This is a genomic window from uncultured Acetobacterium sp. (assembly GCF_927416815.1).
In the GTDB taxonomy this organism is placed as follows: Bacteria; Bacillota; Clostridia; order Eubacteriales; family Eubacteriaceae; genus Acetobacterium.
In genome coordinates this window covers 1-21,664 of record NZ_CAKMJU010000076.1, presented here as the reverse complement: position 1 = coordinate 21,664, position 21,664 = coordinate 1, and the positions used below count along the sequence as shown (strand labels likewise).

Here is a 21,664-nt window from a genome sequence, read left to right as displayed (position 1 = left end):
TTTAAGCGATATTAATATTTATGGATTTTGTATTTGTGCGTTTATCACAAATTGGATCATGAAGATTAAATTATTTTTCAGCATAAACGAATAAAGCATTTTTGCAATCGTTTTGTTATACTCACATTATAGCTAAAGAGGTTGAAAAAAGCAATGAATAACGAAAGTAAGAATATCTTTTCTTTATTCATTCTTTGGGTCAATCAAACAAATACAATATTACGAAAGCGAAGGAGTTTATTATGTTAACACCGAAACAAAATCTTCTTGAAGTATTGAATTGGGGAAATCCGGAATATGTACCGCTGACATTTGAAGCCATGAAAGTTGTCGGTTTTCTTTCTAATGGACCAATTGAAGCACCAACTGACAAAGATGGACTTGATCCCTTTGGTGTTTTATGGCATGTTACCCCAGAAGGTTGTATCCCTGATTCGAGTAAATTTATATTAGAAGACATCACCAAATGGAAGGAGTATATAAAGTTTCCGGATACTGACTCAATTGATTTAAAACCATTTGCAGAGGCTGAGTTAAAGGATTTTGACTCAGAGCAACAAATGCTTACTTATTATCATCCCAATGGTTTATTTGAAAGACTCAGTGCTTTTATGGGATTTGAAGAATGTCTGATATCACTAGTTTCTGAACCGGAAGCCTGCATGGATTTTTTCGAAGCGCTGGCCGATTATAAAATCGCCTGTATGAAAAAAATCCATGAAGCCTACAAACCCGATATTTATGTCTATCTAGATGACCTTGCTACGGCAAGAGGGACATTTATGTCGCCACAAACCTATCGAGACGTGATCAAACCAGCTCATAAACGAATTGTCGATGCCTGCAAAGAATTGGGGATGATTTTCTTCCAGCATACTTGCGGAAAATGTGAAGCCCTACTGGAGGATTATGTAGATATTGGCATCGGTGTTTGGAGTTCGGCTCAGATCATGAATGATCTGACTGGCATTCAGGAACGATTTAATGGACGGCTGGTGATTGAAGGCGGCTGGGATACGGTCGGAAAATGCAGTCAGATAGGATCATCAGCTGATGAGATCAGAGCTGAAACCCTTCGTGCCATCAATGAATATGGTCCCCGAAAAGGCTTTATTCTTCAGCCGACACTGTTGAATGAGCGCGGAAATTCATTGTTTGTTGGAGATGATCGATTACCAGGTTTGTTTGAAGAATGGGCGATGAATTGTCGCATCTACTAAGATTGATTTGACACCCAGAAATAGTTATCTATAAGAATTGACGTGGAAAGTGAAATTGAGAGGAAATTAAAACAACATGATTATTATCGGAGAAAAAATTAACGGGGCCATTCCTTCGACCGGAAAAGCTATTGCTGAAAAAGACGTTGAATTTATTTGGAATCTGGCCATCAAACAAGCAGAAGCCGGAGCTGACTTTATCGATGTTTGTGCATCAGTTGATGATGACATTGAACTGGCAACCATGAAATGGCTGATTGATATTGTCCAGGATGCTACCGATGTGCCCATTGCGGTGGACAGTCCCAATGTGTATACCTGTATTGAATCGATGAAATACTGCAACAAACCGGGATTGTTTAATTCGGTATCACTGGAAGGGGATAAGGTCGATGTCGCTTTCAAAGTACTGGCCGATACCAAATGGGAATGTGTTGCCCTGCTAAATAGTGACAAGGGCATCCCCAAAACGGCCAAAGATCGTCTGGATGTGTTCACTGATTTAATGGTAAAATGCAAAGAATATAAGATCGACCCCTCCCGGATGCATATTGATCCATTGATTGAAATGCTTTGTACTTCTGAAGATGGCATCACCATGGTTACCGAAGTCATCCGGGAAATAAAAAAACAATATCCAACCATCCATGTCACCGGTGCAGTGAGCAACATTTCCTTCAACCTGCCAGCACGCCGGATTGCTAATCAGGCCTTTGCTGTGCTGGCTATGAATGCCGGAATGGATAGTTTCATCCTGGATCCACTGAATAAGGATATGATGGGAATGCTCTTCGCTACGGAAGCGATGTCTGGCGAGGATGAATTCTGCATGGAATATATTGGTGCTTTCCGGGAAGGGAAATTTGCTAAATAGATGACCGCTGTTCGCTTATATCATACCGATAAATCGAACGGGAGATGGAACAGTTAATTACTGTACTTCGGACAATAGAAAAAATTAAGAATAATATGCAAGGAGAAAATCAAATGTCAAAAATTACAGAAGTAAAAGAAAAAGTAGCAGCTGGAAAAGCAAAACAGGTACCGGCTTTGGTACAGGAAGCTTTAAATGAAGGGTGTTCAGCACCGGATATTCTTCAGGCGATGGTTGAAGCCATGGATGTGGTGGGCAACAAGTTCTCGAACGGCGAAATATTTGTGCCTGAAATGCTGGTGTCGGCCCGTGCCATGTCAAAGGGTGTCGAAGTTCTAAAACCAAGTTTAGCCTCCTCCGGCGCTGTTTCAAATGGTTTATGCATTATTGGGACGGTTGCCGGTGACCTGCATGATATCGGCAAGAATCTTGTAACCATCATGATTGAAAGTGCCGGATTCGATGTCATCGACCTGGGTGTTGATGTACCCATCGCTAAATTTATTGAAGCCATCAAAGAACATCCAGAGGTAAAGGTACTGGCGCTGTCCGCCTTATTAACAACAACCATGCCTTCACTTCGGGAAACAGTAAATGAAGTTCGGGAAAGTGGCTTAACCGGCTTCAAAATTCTTGTTGGCGGGGCGCCGATTACTGAGGCATTTGCCGATGAAATTGGTGCTGACGGTTATGCACCGGATGCAGGAAGTGCCGCTGTTAAGGCGAAAGACCTGATTGCCTAACAAAGAAAAATGGCCAAGGTCTTTATAAGCTCAATCCGGATGAAGAGTTCCCATTGATATTTCAATGGATAAATTATCTTCAAAACCGTCTGGTTATCATGAATAATAGCAGAAAATATTTGGCGACAACACAGTGCTTGCTACACGCTGTGTTGTTTTCATTTTTCAGGATCAATTTTAACATATTTTAATAGAAATGGTGAAGGATATGAAAAAAAACAAAAGTGTTTCCACAATGATCTTGGTGGCGATGTGTTTACCAACCATAGTGATCTATATCATCACATGTGCCATCATGATTGTAGTGATGGAGTCGAAAGACAATCATTTTTTAGGTGATCAATTCAGCCTGGTTATAATTGTTGGTCTCGGAATTACAGGCATTATTCTTGTATCGGGGTTGACTGCTTTTTCAATCGGGAGAAAAGTTTCAATTATTGACAACCTGATAGGGGGAATGCTAATACAAATAGCAACTACAGTCATTAATAATACGCCAGAAAAGAATAAAGTTCAACTTGACCGAATCATTTATAATAGTACGGATTTGGCTGAGCGGATTGATCATTATATCAATCAGGCTAAAAAATTAGGTGGTGGATTCTGCCAATGTGATGAAAGTGGCGGATTAATACAGGATGAATTCGATCGTTTCATCTTGTCATTTGAACACTCCTTCGAAAGTCTGGTTATTGAAATGGAACGAGTCTCCCAAAATCTAGATGGAGGAGATTATTTAATAAAATATGAAGCTAAAAATCTTCACAATGACTATAAGTCAATCATTGCGAATGCGAATCAGATCATGTCTGTACTTGGTGAAAGAATTGAGTTTTATGAAGCTATTTTCGATGCCCTACCATTCCCGATTCATGTAATGGATAATGAGTTGAAATGGCTGTATATGAATAATAAACTTGAAAACGCACTTCAGCATGCAGGGGCTCTTAGCAACGGTGTTAAATATTGCGGAATGGATTGTTCTAACGCACATAATCCGGTTTGCAATACCGAACAATGCGGAATACATCTATTAACAGAAACTGGTATCGGAGAAACAACATTTGTGTTGGGAGGACAGCATGTTAAGCTTGAGGTATCCTATTTAAGAGACAAGTCAGGAAATGAAATAGGTTTTGTGGAAGTTTGCACCGATATAACAGCCATCGCAAAAGTTAATGACTTTACTAAAATTGAAATAAATCGACTTGAAAATAATTTATTACGTTTGGGGAAAGGCAACCTGGATTTTGATTTGAATATTTTTAAAGCGGAAAAATATACAGAAGAAGTAAGTGTTCAATTTGCCAGGATTGATCAAAGTCTCATAAAAGTAAAAGAATCAATAGGAAGTATGATAAGCAACGTATCAATGATGACAACGGCTGCGATTGAAGGCAAATTGGAAACACGAGCTGATGAGACCAGATTCACAGGCGCATGGCAGGATTTGATTGAAGGCATGAATAATATTCTGGTGGAAATGGAAACGCCTCTTTTAGAAATAGAAGAGACTATACAAGAGATGTCCGATGGTAATCTTAATGTTGTGGTTACCGGAGCCTATCGAGGAAGTTTTGAACATTTAAAACTGGTGGTCAATGTGATGGTCAACCAATTGAAAACTATGATTGGAGATATATCCTATCGAATTGGAGAGCTGGCAAGCGGGAACCTAAATATTGAAAATGCACCGGAATATAAGGGCGATTTTTCTGATATTTCAAACGCTTTAAACGGCATCATTGAATCCTTGAATCCGGTGATGCGGGATATCTATGATTCCGCTGAGCAGGTCAGTTTCGGTGCCAGTCAGGTCTCTGATGGAAGTCAAGCTCTGGCACAGGGGTCCACTGAACAGGCCAGCGCCATCCAGGAACTCACCGCTTCCATTACCGAAATTGCCGAACAGACGAAGCGCAACGCAGTGGATGCCAATCAGGCACGGCAACTGACAACTGTTGCGATGGATAACGCTAAAATTGGCAATAGCCATATGAATGCCATGCAGCAGTCGATGATGGATATCAACACCTCGTCCCAGGATATCTCAAAGATTATCAAGGTTATTGACGATATTGCGTTTCAAACCAATATTCTGGCGCTTAATGCCGCAGTTGAAGCCGCCCGGGCCGGTCAGCACGGCAAGGGTTTTGCCGTGGTTGCCGAAGAAGTCCGAAGTCTGGCAGCACGTAGTTCGGATGCGGCCAAAGAAACCACATACCTTATCGAAGGGTCTATCAATAAAGTAAGATCAGGGACAAAAATAGCCGACGAAACCGCGGTCGCCCTCACGGACATCGTGACAGGCATTGAAAAAGTCACCACTCTGGTGAGCAACATTGCCGTGGCATCCAATGAACAGGCCGCCGGAATTGCCCAGATTAACACCGGCATTAAACAGGTTGCCCAGGTGGTCCAGCAGAATTCGGCAACCGCCGAAGAAAGCGCTGCCGCCAGCGAAGAGATGTCAAGTCAGGCGGAACTGTTAAAAGAGAGAATTAATCAATTTAAAATAAGAGAAATATGAGAAAACCGGGAAATGGAATTGTCAATAAAAGTTCAGTCAAAACTCACAAGGAATTATCCAAGTCCGGGAGCGTTTCAAGGGAGCGTTTCAAGTTTTGTGTATTTGCGAAAATTGATATAGAATAGAGTATTTAATTAAGGGGCAAGGGTATCTTTCCTCCCATCTATCCACCAAATCAACACCATCAGCTTCTGGATAGCTTTTGGGCTTCAGTTTGTACGGCAACCTTACCCAGCTAATAATGCCTTATGTGATTTCTGTTCTCCAGACCAGAAGTTTGCCGTCGGTTTCCTTCAGATACCTCGACGCCGGGGACACTCTTGCCTTAAGCTATGCACTTGGTACTACCTACCGATGCTCAGGACTTTCGCCCGTTAGATTGCGCCCATGCCGGGCGCACCGCAAAAAGACATATCGCATTGCAACTGCAACATGTCTTTTTAATGATTTGATATTTATTGCTTTACTTTTTTAGTTCAAAGTAACCAACCATATCCTTGAGTATTTGGGCCTGACTGGATAATTCTTGACTGCCTGCCGCACTTTCTTCTGCAGTGGCTGAATTGGTTTGAACAACGCTGGAAACTTGTTCGATACCAAGGGTAATCTGCGAAATTTCCGTGGATTGATCATTGGATGCTCTGGCTATTTCTTCAACTAGGCCGGCAACTCTTTCAATATCACTTAAAATTACCAGTAAACCTTCAGCCGTATCATCTGCAATAGCCGTACCAACTGCCACTTTTTTAATAGAGCCTTCAATTAAAAAAGTGGTTTCCTTAACGGCTTCTGCACTCCTGGCCGCCAAGGTTCTTACTTCTTCCGCCACCACAGCAAAACCCTTTCCATGCTGACCAGCTCTGGCCGCTTCCACAGCTGCATTTAACGCTAAGATATTAGTTTGAAAAGCAATGTCGTCGATTACCTTTATGATTTTGGAAATATTATTGGATGAAGCATTGATTTCTGTCATGGCATGGACCATATTCTCCATTTGTTTATTCCCCATCCGGGCATTTTCACGGACCTGTTCGGTAAGAACATTGGCTTTGTAGGCATTATTGGCATTGCGTTTAGTTTCCCGGGTCACTTCTTCGATCGAAGCACTTAATTCCTGAATCGAACTGGCCTGCTCGGTGGTACCCTGTGCCAGTGCCTGACTCCCATTTGAAATCTGTCGTGCTCCGGAATCGACCTGTTCGGCGGCAGTGTCGATATCTTTCATGGTTTCGCTCAAGCTTTCGGCAATACCATTGAGCGATTTTTTAATTTCTATAAAGTCTCCCAAGTACTCTGTGGTGATTTCCTGATCAAGATTACCCTGACTGATCGCTGCCAGGGTTTTCGATATTTCGCTGACATAACGTTTTAGGAATTCAATGGTTTTATTCATATTATTCTTGATTTGTCCATTTTCCCCCTTGTAAGTGCCGATCATAGCGGCACTTAGATTACCCTGGGACAATTCGTTAAGCACTTTTGAAGCTTCCTGCATAGGAGCGGTGAGCGCATCCAGAGCGTTATTAAAACCGGCGATTATCTGAGCGTATTCACCTGAGAAGCGTCTTAAATCGCCACGGTTATCCAAATTACCTTCGATGGCAAAATCAGCTATTTGACTGGTCTCCTGTGCCAACATCGAGATATTTTCTGCCAGTACAATCATACTTGGTAGAAACTCATCGTTTTTGCTTAGTTTCCCATGTTGTTTCATCATTTCCAGCTCATTTTTAAATTTCCCATTGGCAATTGCCTTATTGATTTCCACTACTTTAATAATTGTTTCTCTTACTGTATTTACTGATTTCGCAATTTCACCATAAATACCGGGATAATCGCCTTCGATCTTCTGGGTAAAATCATTGACACACATCAGTCTTAAAACCTTATTTCCTTCTTCCAGAGCCCCTAATCCAGCAACACCGGAATTAATAAACTCAATGATCTTCTGATAATTACCAGGATATGTTTCATTAATTCTATCTGGTATCATCCCTACCCCGATTTGAGCGATATATCCACCAGCAAGCATTACGATGGTTGAAAGATTCTCATAACCTTTCTTAATACTGATCATAAATCGCTGATATGATCCGGAATATCCAATTGTCTCACTTTTTACATCAACCTGCCTGCCAGCAGTGGCTTCCTCACCCAGGTACGTCAGTTCCTCTGAAACATGATTCAGGGTGCTCACCAGACTGATCAAAGCATGGGAAAGAACATCATCGCTGGACTGAGGTATTATTTTCACTTCCAGATTACCTTTAGCTAATTCCTGAACAATTTCAGCCTGACTTTTTCGAATGTCGACCATCCGTTTGAACGATTGCGCAAGCTGGCCAAATTCATCATTAGTTTTTACTTCTGGTATTTCCATTGATACATCGCCTCTGGCCAATCGATCCAATGTGTCCTTATACGCTGTCATGGGACCAATGATTTTATTGGCTGCAACACATGCTGCAACACAGCCGAGTATGAGCACACCAATTGTAACAATCAGAATGAGATTTTTAGGCGCTCCAAAGTATGCCAGCAGACCCAGAGGGATTACTGCCAAAGAAAGCAGTGCTACAGTAAATACGATCATTTTGGTGGTCAAGCGGATTTTTACCCTGACTTCTTCAAGCGAACCCGTCATTGTATCTGAAAAAACGTTTCCCTTTAGACTATTTTTCATATTCTGCTCCATTTACTTTATTGTATAAATAATTATTTAATTGTGAGCGTGACGTCGGTGTACAACACCAGACGTCAGAAAAAATCGAACCCGCAAGATCAGCCTTTATGAACACACCCCCCATGAACATCATGAGCGGCTTCCATAATTGCTTCTGACAAAGTCGGATGGGCATGTATGCAATCCCCAACCTGTTCTGCCGTCAATCCCAGATGAACGGCCAGAGAAAGTTCCGTCAGAAGATCAGTTGCGTGGGCACCAACTACCGCCGCTCCAATAATCACATCGTTAGCATCAACAATAATTTTGACAAAGCCCTGAATTTTACTCATTGCCTGAGCCTTACCAAGGGCTCTGAAATCAAATTGTCCGACTTTATAGGCAATCCCCTGGGCTTCGCATTCACGTTCGGTTAAACCGACCCCTGCCACTTCAGGTTCGGTGTAGACACATCGGGGTACAGCTTTGTAAGCAACTGTTTTTCCAGCACCTTTTACGGCATTGTAAGCAGCAACGATTCCTTCTTTAGCAGCAACATGGGCCAGCAATGGCGTCGCAACGATGTCACCAATGGCATAGATACCTGCGACATTGGTTTCCATTTTATCGTTAACTTTAATGCGTCCCCGTTCATCAAGCGCAACACCGACACCCTGTGCATTTAAATGATCATGGAAACTTCGTCGACCAATAGCAACTAACATCACTTCAGCTTCAACCGATTTGCCATTGGCAAGATTTGCTTTGACCCCCGTTTCAGTCATTTCAACGCTGGTAATGCCGTTACCAGTCAGGACTTTTATCTTATCTTTTTTAAATTGCCGCGCCAGTTGTTTGGCAGTTTCAGCATCTTCTAACGGAAGAATCTGATCAACCATTTCGACAATGGTAATCTGTGTTCCCATGCGACTGAGGAACTGACCAATTTCACAGCCGATGACCCCGCCACCTACGATGATCATGGATTCTGGCAATTCCTGAAGCTCCAGCACCTCATCACTGCTGATGACTTTTTTTCCATCAAACTGGAACATGGCTGGAACAATTGGCACGGAGCCAGTCGCCAGAATAATCTTATCGGCTGCAATGGTTTCAGTTGATCCATCATCTTTTGTTACTGCAACGGTATTTTTATCAACCAGCTTACCCATTCCCTTGATCATGGTCACATTGTTTGCGTTAAAAAGATATTCAATTCCCTTAACCAAACCACTGACCACCTTGGACTTACGCTCCATAATCGCTTTAAAATCCGCTGCGACGGTGCCATCCACATTGATGCCAAACGCTTTGGCGTTATGAATGGTCTCCAACACATCTGCCGTAGCCAACAGCGCTTTTGTCGGGATGCAACCACGGTTTAAACACGTTCCGCCGGGCGAATTTTTTTCTATGACTGTTACTTCAGCACCAAGTTTTGCCGCCATAATAGCCGCTTCATATCCGCCTGGGCCTGCTCCAATAACGGTTAGCTTCATCTTGTCACCAACTTTTGTTGTGTATCAACATCGATTGTTTTTGGCACGTTTTCTTCTGCAATTTTGTCTGAGATTACTGCAGTTCGGCAAGTCTCTAATTTCTTCACCAATGAACTTTTCATTATTCTTCGTCCTTCCTGTTCTGTTATTCGTTGTTCAATTGCATATATGGGCGTCTTTTACATATCATGGATTTTTAATTCGTTTCAGATCAGAACCTTGCATATAAATAAATAACATCAAGACTCAAACCAGAAAAAAGACTGAGCTCTATAATAATTTATTGAACCGCGTCTTTAAATTTCTGGATTACGTCATCTAATTACTGTTGAAATAATTAACTCGTTTTTTCTTTGATAAGTACTTTATATTCATCGGCGCTGAGCAAATTCTTAAGCTCGTCTTCCAGGTTTGATGGTGTGATCTCAATAATCCAGCCGGCGTCATAGGGATCCCGATTAATTATCTCCGGGTCGTCATCAAGATCTTGATTTACCGCTGCAACGATTCCACTGATTGGCGAGTAGATTTCAGAAACAGATTTGGAAGACTCAACGGTACCAAAAGACTCCATTTGCGAAACCGTGCTCCCAACTTCAGGAAAATCCACATAAGTAATCTCATTGAGCATCTTTTGAGCATAGTCAGTAATACCCACCTTAACGCTCCCGTCACCGACAACCTTTGCCCAGGTATCTTCTTTGGTATAGGAAGGTATTCCTCTTACTTCAAATTCTTCAGTCATATTTCTTAGGCCCCTTTCTTAAATCTGCAAACTCATGGCATTGGCCACCAGTACAGACAGATCGATTACTTCAATTTTTGATTTCCTTGCTGCTGCATTCAGGCCGTTTTCGCAGGAAGGACACGTCGAAACAATCGTTTCTGCAGTTGTTTCTTTCGCTTCGGCGACACGGCCGGCGGCAATCTCATTTGATATTTCCGGAAACGCTGTCGAAACCACTGAACCGCCACCACAACACCAGGCGTTTGCTTTGTTTCTTGGCATTTCAACAAAGGTTGCCCCTTTAACTGCGTTCAGCACTTTTCTTGGTTGTTCATAAACATTTTCGTGACGCCCAAGATGGCAGGGATCATGATAGGTAAGGGTCTTTTCAATTTTTGTATTCAGACTGATTTTCTCATTATCAATCAGTTCAGCAATCACTTCACTGCTATGGACAATTTCAAAGGGAAGTTTGCCGATAATCTCAGGGTATTCTGTTTTTAACGCATGGAAGCAGCCAGCACAGGATGTGATCACTTTTTTAACGCCAGAAGCTTTTAGCGCCTCCACATTATGCTGAATTAATTCTTCAGCCAAACCGATATTACCATCTGCTAATTGGGGAACACCGCAGCACCATTCATCCTCGCCGAGGTATGCCACATCAACACCCCCAGCCTTGAGCACCGCTACGGTTGCTTTCGGAATTTTTGTGTTTCGGTACGAAGCATAACAGCCCGCAAAATAAACCGTGTCCCCTTGCTTTGGCAAATCAAGACCTTCGGCCCATTTGTTCCGTTTTTCGACGGGTTCACCAAATACATTATGTTTTGATTGCACCCCGGCATCCACGCTTTTAAGCGCTTCTGGCGGGCCAAAACCAGCTTTCACGAGGTCTACTCTTAATGCATTCGTGAGTTTGGTTTCATCAATAATATTTTTTTCTCCGGTTAAGGGATCCATTCGTGTACACTGTTCATGACAACTGTTGCAGCCAAGACAGGTGAAGGTGCTTTCCATCAGTTCTTCACTGTAGTCCAATTCACCATTTAGGATTGCTTTAGCAATTTGATTACGTCCCCGAGCTGCATACTGATCAAATCCTCCGGTATGTTGCTGAATCGGACAGATATAACCCGCTTCTCCGACAATGCACATGCCACAGCGACTGCATCCAAATGCCATTTTTTTATATTTATCCAACATGATTTACATCTCCTCTTTTAGAAATTCCAAAGTCCTGGACACATGATATTATTCGGATCAAGTACGTTTTTGATTGAATTCATCATTTTTGAGTGGTTAGGGGACCATGATTCAGCAATAAAGTTTGAGTTTGTACCTTGTGAATAGGTCGAACAGGTTCCCACCTTTCGCATGTATTCCTCTCCCACACGCCATGTCTTTCGTAAATGTTCTTCCGCTTCTGGTGTCGAAAAACCGCTTCTGATGGTGATGCCGGTCAAAAAGATATGTCCCATTGGCACCAAGTAGAGACCTGCCGCTGTGGCATTTTCCCGATGACCTTCAACGCTTTTAAACGCATCCTGTAAGCCCTTTGTGAATTCAAGCGATTTTGAACGGGGGAACATCGATTCCCAGGTCATAAACGGACAGGAATTCGACGGAACCTCCCGTACCATTTCTAATGTTCCGGTTGTTCCAGTCATCGCAAAATGATCCATTTTTTCATTTCCATGAATGGCCCCATGTTTTTCACAGACTGCTGAAATCTCTTTGATTCTGCTGTCAATATCGGCTTCATCATCAGCTTCTACTGCATAGAAAATGGCTCCATAGCCTTCAATTCCGTCAGCGATTGCCTTAACCATGTAGTTTGTCATTTCAAACATAATAGTGTTTGTATAGGGAACGCGCTCTTTGGCACTCAGCTCCAGTTGAATCGCCCATGTGGCTTCCATGGAAGGCGTTACATAGCTAATCGCCTTCATATACTTCGGTATGGGTAGTGTGCGATAAACCACCTCTGTAATTAATCCAAAGGCACCGCCACTTCCAACAAACAAATCGGTCAGATCAGGACCGGTTACTTCTCTAAAATAGATGTCTTCGCGATTTACATTTGAATCCGGTCCGGCACCGGTCGTAATAATATCGCCATTGGGAAGCACGACTTTTAAGCCCAGCACAAAGGTCCAGTTACATCCCAAAGTCGCCACATTTTTACCAAATCCAGCCCCGGCGATGCCACTTGTCAGGCCTCCAGCAGTTGCGGTATAATAAGGCCCAATAACGGTATTGATAAAATGACCATAGGGTCTCAGCGCATCGTCGATGGTGCTTAAACGGGATCCTGCCCCGGCAACGACCCTTGAATTTTCAATATCAACTTTGATCTCATCCATCCGACCCATATCAACCATAATATTCCGGGTGGCTTCCCCTCTGGTGACACCGCCGCCGGCCTGACCACCGCCTTTTACCGTGATTGGATAGCCGGTACGATTCGCCAGCTTCACAATTTCCGCTAACTCTTCAGAAGACTTCGGCCGAACGACGATACCCGGCATGACACCAGGAAATGCGCTGATATCTCTTGCATATGGAATCAATGCAAAATAATCATCAATCACATATTTGGGTCCGACAATCGCCGCAATCGCGTTTTTTAAATCATGACCACTTTTCGTTTCTTGTTTCATTAGATCTCCTCTCTTATCTGCCAACGTAACTGAAAATGCTGGTTTCATTAGCTATCTTAAAACAGGCAATTCAGAAATTTTGTACACCCTGCCTACTGGCTATTGGGACCGATTCACCTATTCATATAACGATAAACTACCAAAGCCTTTCTACATTGCTGTTGACTTAACTATGCATCTAGTTATATTATACATAGTGTTAAAACGATAACAATGTACGGAGTGAATGATAATCCACTCTATGAATTTCTAAAAATTGTGCGCATCGCACAAGTCATGAAAAGGATACCACGATGGATATTTCAATTGCTATGATCAAGGAACGTTTTATATCTCAAGGCTGTGTCGTATTACGGGAATCCGGCAAAAAAAACACACCTCTTGCAGGTGTGCGATTGTTCGATGGAATATTTTTGCCAAATGTCCTGACTATTGGTCTCTGTGATGAACTTGCCCAATCTCTGGGAGTCGCGTATCAACCTTTACCTGAAGAAAATAAGCGTGTGATGTGTTTTGCCGATGATATGTTTCTCATTCTCGACGAGTTTCGTCTTCCTAAAATTCTCAATTTGGTCATAGATGCCTTTGACTATTATCGCAACTATGAAAATCAACTCATGAATGCGGTATATAAAGGGGCCGACATGCAGGAACTGCTTGATCTTACCGAACCTTATTTTAAAAATCCCGCCTTTATAGCAAACTGGCATGGTGAAGTTCTTGCCTTTACAAACGCTTATGCAAATGATTATTTTCGTTCTGCCTGGCAACATATTGTTAGAAAACGAAGGCTTCCACTGTCTTCTGTGCAAACCTTGCGCAATTCACCCAATTATTATACCGTTACCCACAAAAATACCACCGCTATATTTGAATTTCCTGATAGTAACTTCACATGCATCATCGGCAAAATGGACAGCCCGTTGGATTATCATTTGTATCTGCAGATCATGCAATATCAAACCCCAGTCACCGATACAACCTGTGTCCTGGCTACGATGCTTCTTTCTGCCTTGGCAAGCATTAGCCCGCCTAAAGAGGCAACCTCACTTTCTGAGTTGTTCTGTGATCTGCTCGACAAAAAACCAGTTGATAGGGACAAGCTCAACTGGGTACTGGTCACCCTTGGCTGGGAAAAATGCAAGCGTTTTCTACTCTTGAGCTTTTGGAATAGTGAGGGCTCACTTACAGCCGAGTTCCTTTGCGGTGAACTTAAAAATTCATTGGTGCGAGGGCAAATGTTTATTTGGAACGAACGACCTCTCATGCTTATTTGCGAATCCGACTTTGGCGAAGTAAGGGTACAAATCGAACAATTAGTCAACGAACTTTCCTTTATTTGCGGAGTTTCCATGCCGTTTTCCTGCTGGGATATGCTGCCTGTTCAATTCACACAAACTGAAACAGCAATCCGATACTGTGAACAGAATTGCCGCATCAGTTTATGTATTGATCATATTTGGAAATACTTATTTGATCAACTGGAGGATTTGGTTAGTATTTCACAGCTTTTCCACCCTGCCATTATTACCCTTGCCGACTATGATCGTAAAAAAAATGCACAGCTCTTACGGACTCTGTACGTCTATTTATCTAACGAACGCAGTCTTTCCCTGTCCGCTGACAAGCTTTTTATTCATCGAAATACATTGCTTTATCGACTGCATCAGATTAATGAGTTAATCAATGTAGATTTATCTAATGAGGAAGTCCGGGCACATATTATGCTTTCATACCGAATGATGAAAAACGCTGATGATCCTTCTTAGACTTTGCTAATCACATTTTAATATGCTTGAGTATTTTAAGCAATTTTTCATTATTTAACAAAAATACTTGCAACAGCCTCAAAACTCTTATTAATCTTTGGTGCGATCTATTTTGTAATCGTAAATTAAACGCCCAGCTAGCCATCCATTATTTTGACGCCTAATTCCCCCAAGGAAAGTTAATGAAATCAGAAAAAAACTGACGATGGATCACATCGTCAGCAAAAATTTCTATTCCCTTTTTCTAGTCTTCGATATCGGCAATAACGCTAACCTGGCTGCTGTCCAAGCCAACAATCCGCAGCGGTGCTGCTGTAACTGAATTGATTTTTTTATCGCCCAACACTTCCAGGTGCATGTCTTCAATGGCGGTAATAAATTTTTCAGTGTTGAATCCTAATAGATTCTGGTGGGCTGGGGCTGCCAGATCATTACAGGGAGAGCCAATTGCCAAAAAGTCAAAACCCACCGTTTTCAGATCTTTGAAGGTATTCACCATATACAGGCAGGTTTCCGGCGTTAAGAAAGGACCTTCCATCTGGTAAGCTTCGGGGGATGTTTTTCGCACCTTATCAAAGCCGGTTCGAATCAGCAATAGGTCTGCTTTTTTGATCGCGTCTTCATGCGCTTTTAATTCTTCAACCGTCACCCCTTCACAGGCTTTCTTGGGAATATCCAAAAGCAATACATTTTTGAAAACAAAGTATTCCATCGGTAATTCGTTGATGCTGGGGCCATTGGGATTAAAGTGTTTCGGCGCATCATAGTGAGTCCCGCAGTGGTTGGGCAGTTCGCTCATAAAGCTGTTAAAGGGCAGACCGTCAACCCCAATTTGGGTTGCCTGACGCACTTTAACGGTTGGTTCTCCTGGCCAGGCCAGATCCTTCGGGTCCAATGGGTACGATAAAAAAATGTTCATAATTTTCACCTTTCACTGATTAATATTATTCTAGTTTTAATTATCTATATCTAAGGAAAGCCCTGCAGTGATTTCCATTCAGATCATTAGTTTCTTGTTAACTTTAGATATTTTTCAATCAGCAGAACCAGATCCGCTTTTGTTTGACGTATCAATTTTTCGTAACGCAATGAATTGACTTCGGGGCTCATTTTAATACTTTGCCGGATGCTTTCGACTGCCCCCAATGCCAGTTCAGTATTGACATTGATTTTACAAATACCAAAATTGATGGCTTTTTTAATCTGATCTTCGGGGATTCCCGAGGACCCGTGCAGCACCAGTGGTATATCGGTGAGTGCTGCAATCTCCGTCAGCACTGAAAACTCCAAGTGCGGCTCGCCCTGATACAGACCATGGGCATTGCCGATAGCAATAGCCAAGGCATCAACCCCAGTTTCAGTGACGTATTTTAGCGCCATCTCCGGCCGGGTAAACTCGGAATGATCAACCGCACCGCTTTCATTATGCAAAGAACCATCTTCGGGATTCATATATCCCAATTCCCCTTCAACACTGACCTTGGCTTTCCGGGCAATTTCAACCACTGTCCGGGTATTTTTAATATTTTCTTCAATGCTTAAATGGGAACCGTCATACATTACTGAGGTAAAGCCACAGTCAACGGCTCTTTTTATCGTTGACAAATTTTTAGCATGATCCAAATGCAAGACCATCGATTGATCAGATTGCTCAGCCAGAAAGCGAATGTTTAAGGCGATTAAATCCATCGGTACATCATCCAGGTAGCTTTCGCCAAATGAAAAGATGACCGGTTGATTCAAATTATTGGCTGCCTGATTGACTGATAAAATGGTTTCCAAATTATATACATTAAAAGCCGTAACTGCGGTTTTATTCTTTTGACACTGGCTCAATAATTCCTTCAAACTAACCAGCATATTATTCTCCCATCAGCACTTCAACTGCTTCTTTCAGGGTTGTTTCGCTGCCTACATTGCCGGGGAAGATGACATAGGGCAAGCCCGGAAATTTGCTTTCTTCGCCAGTCATCCAGACGGGAATACCCGGTTTGATCTGCCCCATGACCGTAGCTTTTTGAACAGCCAATCCCTTTGTTCCAATATCACTGGAGGTAATGCCCCCTTTTGCCACAATAAAGTTTGGCCGCACTGTCAGTTTAGAAATGATACTGGTTACCGCATCAGATATTTGAACAGAAACCCGAAGTTGAGCATCCTTATCATCGGTATCCAGGTCAAACCGCTCACGTTTGGTATAAACAGCCACGGTTTTTCCCGCTTTGATATAATCTTCAACCAAGGCTACTACGCGTCTAACTTCCTGATCCAGGCCACCGGCTTCCAGAACCCGATGCTGATTGAATTCGACAAATTGGATGTCTTTTTCGGAGCTCTTCAGATTTTCCAGTTGAACCGTTGTTTTATTAACATGAGAACCGACCACGATAATGCCACCATTTTTATTTTCGGTCAATATCAGTTCATCATGCGTTAACAGCGGTTTATCCGGGACCCCACCCAGTACCTTGGTGATGGCGGCGGCGGATCGGAAGATAAATGTTTTGCCGCGTTTCAAGGCTTCGACAAAGGCTATCGCAAAGATTTTTACATCGACATAATCAATAGCGTTGACGACAATTTTATTAAAATTTTCGACCTGACAAAGTTGATCGATGATTTTGTCGAACTCAAGATTTCTTAAATCGTCAAGCGCAATAAAGGTCACCGTTTCAGCCTGATAGACTCCGCCTGATTTTTCTTCACACCATTCTCCCATGTGCGAAGACATATAGCCAAAGGATTTGTCTTTGGCAAACTCGGTTTCTCCGGCCGGTACCAGAACATCTCCCTCCTGAACATAATGAATATTATTGATGGTAAAGCGTCCGCCCTCTTTAAAGAAAGGAAAAATGATCTCGCCGTCGATTTTGTGATCTGCTCCCACTTCGATCGTTTCCTTTAATATCTTTGTTTCCAGCGGATAATGTCCTCGCAGGGTCGAATCACTGCGACTGATCAGGATAAACTCCTTGCCTGTCTCTTTCGAAACGGCTAAAACCTGTTTAGCGATCTCCTGATGAACACCCGTTGTTTCTCCTACCGTCAAGCCCCGGGAATTTGTGAGAATAAAAAACATGCTGTTATCCTCGGCAAATCCTTTTTGGATGCTGTCCACACTCCAGTCCGTATAGACGGAAATATGATGAACCGTTTGAACCCCGGTGGGATCATCGTCTAAAACCACCACTTTTCTATTCAAGGTCTTGAGCGCTTCATTCAAGCGGTCGGTAACGACTTCCTCATCAACGCTTTTAAATGAGTTCAGGATCGAAGCATCAATTCTTTCAACACCGCTCATCCTCACTCACCCTTTCTTCTGACTTCCACCTGGGCCAGTTTTTCAAAATACTGGACAATTCCGCCATGATCATCATTTATATGCCCATCAACTTTAAGGGCCTGCATGATTTCCAGCAGCTGGCTGCTCATCGGCATGGGCACATCAATTTCATGAGCGGTAGCCATGACATTTTTGATATCCTTCAAATTAATGGATATTTTCCCACCGGGCACAAAATTCCGGGCAATCATCAATGGCGCCTTGGCATCTAAAACCGTGCTACCGGCTAACCCGCCACGAATGGCTTGATAAACCAGCTCCGGATCGGCACCGGCCTTGGTTGCCATCACTAAAGCTTCGGATACGGCGGCAATATTCAAGTTGACAATAACCTGGTTGGCCAGTTTGGTCACTGAACCACTTCCAGTGCCACCTATCAGCAAGGCTGACGAACCCATCATCTCAAAATATGGCATGATTCGATCAAACACATCTTTCTTACCACCAACCATAAACGCCAGGGTACCATCAATCGACTTTGGTTCCCCGCCGCTTACCGGTGCATCCAGAAAATCTATGCCTAATTTTTCAAGTTTCGTTGCGCAGGTTTGTGATTCCACCGGCGTGACCGAACTCATGTCAACAATAACACTGCCCGTTTTGATGGAGTCGCAAACCCCCCCTGATTAAATAAAACAGCTTGAACGATACTACCATTTGGCAGGATTGTAAAGATAACTTCACATTGTTCCCCAATTTCAGATAGAGATCCTGAAATCGCCCCCAATGTGACCAGTTCATTCACAGCCCTGCTATCCAAATCATTGACCATTAGCCGACAACCGTCTTTTAACAGACATTTGGCCATGGGTTTTCCCATAATGCCTAGCCCTATAAAACCTGTTAATTTATTCATCGCTAGCCTTTCATTTTAGTAGGTCATCCTACATTTAATTGTTTTAAAAAAAATCCAAACCGCACAAACAGATAACGTCCTACATTTGGAACCCTTTACACTTATAATATGAGCTTTTTAATCTTTTGTCAAGCAAAATATATTCAAAACATCATTCCATTTTTTGTATCTAAAAAGCAGCACCGGTTCTTCTCAACCGAGCTGCTCAATGATTCGCTATTATTTCACCATATTATTCAATATGATAATCCTCATAGCCTCTTTTTACTTTTTTGATTTGAGTATACGTTCGTTTCATACCAATCGACTGGATTACCAAAAATAAACCGAATATGCCAAAAGCAACACCAACAAGGATAACAATAATGGTTGCCGGGCCCATGGGATTAATAAAAGCGTAGATGCCGAACCCAATCAAAGCGACTCCCATGACGATTTTAACAATCCTGCCCACGTTCCCGGAATTTGCCGAAACAATCAATAGAAAAATTCCGGTAATGATGGCCCAGATGCCGATGATAATGATAAAAAATGCTACAATCACATTGGGAACCAGTAAGAAAATTGCGCAAATGATCAGATCAAAGATTCCTCTTCCCATATTGAAACCCATCTCAGCACCATATTTATACCGCATCACCAATGCCGAAACAATATAAATGATGCCCATGATTCCCCGATAGACACCAAAAATAAAAACCAGCAAGGTAATCGCATGATTACTGAAGAAGATCGCAAATATGCTTAGGGCAATAAAACACAACCCATCCAGCAACATCAGCCACCACTTGCCATAAGAACGTTCCAGCATATCAATACCCAGGGATTTTGCTTCACTTTGATTCATATGATAACCTCCATCATTTCTTTGTGGTTATTTTTATCATTATTCTTTTTCCAGTGCTGCCACAACCCGATCAAAGACTTGACCGGCCCGCAGTTTAACCGGATTACAGGCGGCTACTTCATCGCGATGATGTTTTTTGATGTAATCACAATCCAGACTGCCAAACTCTTTCTCGAATTCTGCGACTAAAAGCTTTGCTGCTCGTGTCATTTTAGCCTGGTCTGATGGTCTTTCTTCAGTGTATAAAGCGCCCAGGGCCGCCAATGATCCCGAAAAGGCGCCACAGGTTTTCTCAGAATAAAATCCGGCCCCAAAGCCCTGCAGCATCCGAAAGCTTTCCGGCGGCAGATTTAAGTCATATTTTTCATTGGCCGAACGAAGCAGTACCTCGGCACAATTCATATGATACTGGGGTTGTTCTTCAACTGGTTTGTCTTTTCCAAAAGCATTATAAACATCAACATATTTTTCCATCTTTTCCTCCACATCGTTTTTAGCATTATAGCTGGGATACATCGTCGTTATACTTAAGATTATTCTACCACGATGCACCCCATTTAGCTAAACAAAATTGATGAGGCGGATGGTTTTTTTGTTTAATAAATTCTATAAACTGCTTTTCAGTTTTTCTACCATATCAAGTCGTTCCCAGGGCAGATCGACATCGGTTCGGCCAAAATGACCATAGGCCGCGGTTTGTTTGTAAATGGGTGCTCTTAAGCCCAGGTTCTTGATAATCGCGGCTGGCCGGAGATCAAAATGTTTTTCGATTAAAGCAATAATCTTGTCATCTTCAATTTTTCCGGTACCAAAGGTGTCGACATAAATGGAAACCGGTTTGGCGACGCCGATGGCATAGGCTAACTCCACTTCGCATTTATCGGCCAAACCGGCGGCGACGATATTTTTGGCCACGTGTCGGGCTGCATAGGCTCCGGAGCGATCGACCTTTGTGGGATCTTTTCCTGAAAATGCGCCGCCGCCATGACGGCCATAGCCACCATAGGTGTCGACAATAATTTTACGGCCGGTTAAACCACAATCTCCCTGAGGTCCACCAATGACAAAACGTCCGGTGGGATTAATAAAGTATTTGGTCTCGGCATCCAATAATTTGGGGTCAATCACTACTTTGATGACTTTCTCAATCATATCTTTCTCGATCGTTTCTAAATCCACATCACTGCTATGCTGAGTGGAAATAACCACGGTATCAATCCGAGTGGGCACGCCATCATCATACTCCACGGTTACCTGGGTTTTTCCATCCGGACGTAAATAATCAACGATTTTTTCTTTACGAATATCCGTCAGTCGTTTAGCCAGCTGATGAGCCAGGGATATCGGTAATGGCATTAATTCTGGGGTTTCATTGCAGGCAAATCCGAACATCATCCCCTGATCGCCGGCGCCGGTAGCCAGATCGGCTTCACCCGCTTCACCTTTTCGGGACTCTAAGCCTTCATCGACACCCATGGCAATATCGGCAGATTGTTCATCGATGGCAGTGATCACTGAACAGGTATCGCAGTCAAAACCGTATTTTGCGCGGTCATAGCCAATTTCTCGAACTGTTTCTCTTACCAACTTCGGAATGTCGACATAACAGGATGTGGTAATCTCGCCGGCAACCAGTACCAACCCGGTTGTAACCAGGGTTTCGCAGGCTACCCGAGCCATTGGATCCTGTTCGAAAATGGCATCCAGAACGGCATCAGAAATCTGGTCGCAAATTTTATCTGGATGGCCTTCGGTAACCGATTCTGAGGTAAATAATTTTTTCATTGTGTTCTCCTCGTATAATATGTTTAGAACCATTACTTTACGGGTCTAAACATATTTATTTTTTATTGTTAATTGAGATATCCTAAGGCTAAATATCATTATAGAATGATTAGCGAAGGACAATTCTTGTTCTCCTTGCGACGCCT

General features: G+C 42.7%; 16 protein-coding genes and 1 pseudogene. 5 read left to right on the top strand and 12 right to left on the bottom strand.

Going from position 1 to position 21,664, the window contains the following annotated elements:
- Window positions 1-242 precede the first annotated feature (242 nt).
- The 4 genes from QZ998_RS11165 (at window position 243) to QZ998_RS11150 (ending at window position 5,367) form a co-directional block, all read left to right on the top strand.
- Window positions 243-1,220 carry a uroporphyrinogen decarboxylase family protein gene (locus QZ998_RS11165; protein WP_296560621.1) on the top strand — a complete coding sequence of 326 codons (978 nt, stop codon included), beginning with the start codon at window positions 243-245 and terminating at the stop codon, window positions 1,218-1,220.
- Window positions 1,221-1,296: 76 nt separating this feature from the next.
- A complete protein-coding gene (locus QZ998_RS11160; protein WP_296560620.1) occupies window positions 1,297-2,094 on the top strand; it encodes a methyltetrahydrofolate cobalamin methyltransferase in 798 nt (265 codons plus the stop codon).
- A 113-nt stretch (window positions 2,095-2,207) separates the two neighbouring features.
- A complete protein-coding gene (locus QZ998_RS11155) occupies window positions 2,208-2,837 on the top strand; it encodes a corrinoid protein (protein WP_296560618.1) in 630 nt (209 codons plus the stop codon).
- A 208-nt stretch (window positions 2,838-3,045) separates the two neighbouring features.
- On the top strand, window positions 3,046-5,367 hold the full coding sequence (locus tag QZ998_RS11150) for a methyl-accepting chemotaxis protein (protein ID WP_296560617.1): 2,322 nt from the start codon (window positions 3,046-3,048) through the stop codon (window positions 5,365-5,367).
- A 463-nt stretch (window positions 5,368-5,830) separates the two neighbouring features.
- Here the strand turns inward: QZ998_RS11150 and QZ998_RS11145 are convergent, their stop codons facing one another.
- The 5 genes from QZ998_RS11145 to QZ998_RS11125 all read right to left on the bottom strand — a co-directional run bounded on the left by QZ998_RS11145 (window position 5,831) and on the right by QZ998_RS11125 (window position 12,918).
- Window positions 5,831-8,050 carry a methyl-accepting chemotaxis protein gene (locus QZ998_RS11145; protein ID WP_296560616.1) on the bottom strand — a complete coding sequence of 740 codons (2,220 nt, stop codon included), beginning with the start codon at window positions 8,048-8,050 and terminating at the stop codon, window positions 5,831-5,833.
- A 98-nt stretch (window positions 8,051-8,148) separates the two neighbouring features.
- A complete protein-coding gene (lpdA, locus tag QZ998_RS11140) occupies window positions 8,149-9,528 on the bottom strand; it encodes a dihydrolipoyl dehydrogenase (RefSeq protein WP_296560615.1) in 1,380 nt (459 codons plus the stop codon).
- 337 nt (window positions 9,529-9,865) lie between these two features.
- A complete protein-coding gene (gene gcvH, locus QZ998_RS11135; RefSeq protein ID WP_296560613.1) occupies window positions 9,866-10,273 on the bottom strand; it encodes a glycine cleavage system protein GcvH in 408 nt (135 codons plus the stop codon).
- Between the two features lie 18 nt (window positions 10,274-10,291).
- Window positions 10,292-11,461, bottom strand: a complete 1,170-nt coding sequence (locus QZ998_RS11130; RefSeq protein ID WP_296560611.1) for a (Fe-S)-binding protein — start codon at window positions 11,459-11,461, stop codon at window positions 10,292-10,294.
- 17 nt (window positions 11,462-11,478) lie between these two features.
- Entirely contained in the window at window positions 11,479-12,918 is a 1,440-nt protein-coding gene (locus tag QZ998_RS11125) for an FAD-binding oxidoreductase (RefSeq protein WP_296560610.1), read from the bottom strand.
- 293 nt (window positions 12,919-13,211) lie between these two features.
- Between QZ998_RS11125 and QZ998_RS11120 the strand changes: the two genes are divergently transcribed.
- Complete coding sequence (locus tag QZ998_RS11120; protein WP_296560608.1) at window positions 13,212-14,687, top strand: helix-turn-helix domain-containing protein; 1,476 nt, start codon at window positions 13,212-13,214, stop codon at window positions 14,685-14,687.
- Window positions 14,688-14,931: 244 nt separating this feature from the next.
- Here QZ998_RS11120 and QZ998_RS11115 read toward each other — a convergent pair whose 3' ends face one another.
- The 7 genes and pseudogenes from QZ998_RS11115 to metK form a co-directional block, all read right to left on the bottom strand.
- Window positions 14,932-15,606 carry a cyclase family protein gene (locus QZ998_RS11115; RefSeq protein WP_296560606.1) on the bottom strand — a complete coding sequence of 225 codons (675 nt, stop codon included), beginning with the start codon at window positions 15,604-15,606 and terminating at the stop codon, window positions 14,932-14,934.
- Window positions 15,607-15,692: 86 nt separating this feature from the next.
- Complete coding sequence (locus tag QZ998_RS11110) at window positions 15,693-16,547, bottom strand: class II fructose-bisphosphate aldolase (protein ID WP_296560604.1); 855 nt, start codon at window positions 16,545-16,547, stop codon at window positions 15,693-15,695.
- A gap of 1 nt (window position 16,548) precedes the next feature.
- A complete protein-coding gene (locus QZ998_RS11105) occupies window positions 16,549-17,988 on the bottom strand; it encodes a four-carbon acid sugar kinase family protein (protein WP_296560603.1) in 1,440 nt (479 codons plus the stop codon).
- Window positions 17,989-17,990: 2 nt separating this feature from the next.
- Window positions 17,991-18,886 (bottom strand): annotated as a pseudogene (garR, locus tag QZ998_RS11100) (2-hydroxy-3-oxopropionate reductase).
- A 232-nt stretch (window positions 18,887-19,118) separates the two neighbouring features.
- On the bottom strand, window positions 19,119-19,733 hold the full coding sequence (locus tag QZ998_RS11095) for a DUF308 domain-containing protein (protein ID WP_296560601.1): 615 nt from the start codon (window positions 19,731-19,733) through the stop codon (window positions 19,119-19,121).
- Between the two features lie 39 nt (window positions 19,734-19,772).
- Window positions 19,773-20,207 (bottom strand): C-GCAxxG-C-C family protein, encoded by a 435-nt coding sequence (locus QZ998_RS11090; RefSeq protein ID WP_296560599.1) that lies wholly within the window; start codon window positions 20,205-20,207, stop codon window positions 19,773-19,775.
- Window positions 20,208-20,339: 132 nt separating this feature from the next.
- Window positions 20,340-21,518: a methionine adenosyltransferase gene (gene metK, locus QZ998_RS11085; protein ID WP_296560594.1), complete on the bottom strand. Its 1,179-nt coding sequence runs from the start codon at window positions 21,516-21,518 to the stop codon at window positions 20,340-20,342.
- Window positions 21,519-21,664 lie beyond the last annotated feature (146 nt).

What these genes read in the sequence shown, in the direction of transcription:
- QZ998_RS11120 (WP_296560608.1), top strand. Translation starts at nt 13,212, where the DNA reads ATGGATATTTCAATTGCTATGATCAAGGAACGTTTTATATCTCAAGGC.
- gcvH (WP_296560613.1), bottom strand. Translation starts at nt 10,273, where the DNA reads ATGACTGAAGAATTTGAAGTAAGAGGAATACCTTCCTATACCAAAGAA.
- lpdA (WP_296560615.1), bottom strand. Translation starts at nt 9,528, where the DNA reads ATGAAGCTAACCGTTATTGGAGCAGGCCCAGGCGGATATGAAGCGGCT.
- metK (WP_296560594.1), bottom strand. Translation starts at nt 21,518, where the DNA reads ATGAAAAAATTATTTACCTCAGAATCGGTTACCGAAGGCCATCCAGAT.
- QZ998_RS11105 (WP_296560603.1), bottom strand. Translation starts at nt 17,988, where the DNA reads ATGAGCGGTGTTGAAAGAATTGATGCTTCGATCCTGAACTCATTTAAA.
- QZ998_RS11125 (WP_296560610.1), bottom strand. Translation starts at nt 12,918, where the DNA reads ATGAAACAAGAAACGAAAAGTGGTCATGATTTAAAAAACGCGATTGCG.
- QZ998_RS11090 (WP_296560599.1), bottom strand. Translation starts at nt 20,207, where the DNA reads ATGGAAAAATATGTTGATGTTTATAATGCTTTTGGAAAAGACAAACCA.
- QZ998_RS11145 (WP_296560616.1), bottom strand. Translation starts at nt 8,050, where the DNA reads ATGAAAAATAGTCTAAAGGGAAACGTTTTTTCAGATACAATGACGGGT.
- QZ998_RS11095 (WP_296560601.1), bottom strand. Translation starts at nt 19,733, where the DNA reads ATGAATCAAAGTGAAGCAAAATCCCTGGGTATTGATATGCTGGAACGT.
- QZ998_RS11150 (WP_296560617.1), top strand. Translation starts at nt 3,046, where the DNA reads ATGAAAAAAAACAAAAGTGTTTCCACAATGATCTTGGTGGCGATGTGT.
- QZ998_RS11115 (WP_296560606.1), bottom strand. Translation starts at nt 15,606, where the DNA reads ATGAACATTTTTTTATCGTACCCATTGGACCCGAAGGATCTGGCCTGG.
- QZ998_RS11110 (WP_296560604.1), bottom strand. Translation starts at nt 16,547, where the DNA reads ATGCTGGTTAGTTTGAAGGAATTATTGAGCCAGTGTCAAAAGAATAAA.
- QZ998_RS11165 (WP_296560621.1), top strand. Translation starts at nt 243, where the DNA reads ATGTTAACACCGAAACAAAATCTTCTTGAAGTATTGAATTGGGGAAAT.
- QZ998_RS11130 (WP_296560611.1), bottom strand. Translation starts at nt 11,461, where the DNA reads ATGTTGGATAAATATAAAAAAATGGCATTTGGATGCAGTCGCTGTGGC.
- QZ998_RS11160 (WP_296560620.1), top strand. Translation starts at nt 1,297, where the DNA reads ATGATTATTATCGGAGAAAAAATTAACGGGGCCATTCCTTCGACCGGA.
- QZ998_RS11155 (WP_296560618.1), top strand. Translation starts at nt 2,208, where the DNA reads ATGTCAAAAATTACAGAAGTAAAAGAAAAAGTAGCAGCTGGAAAAGCA.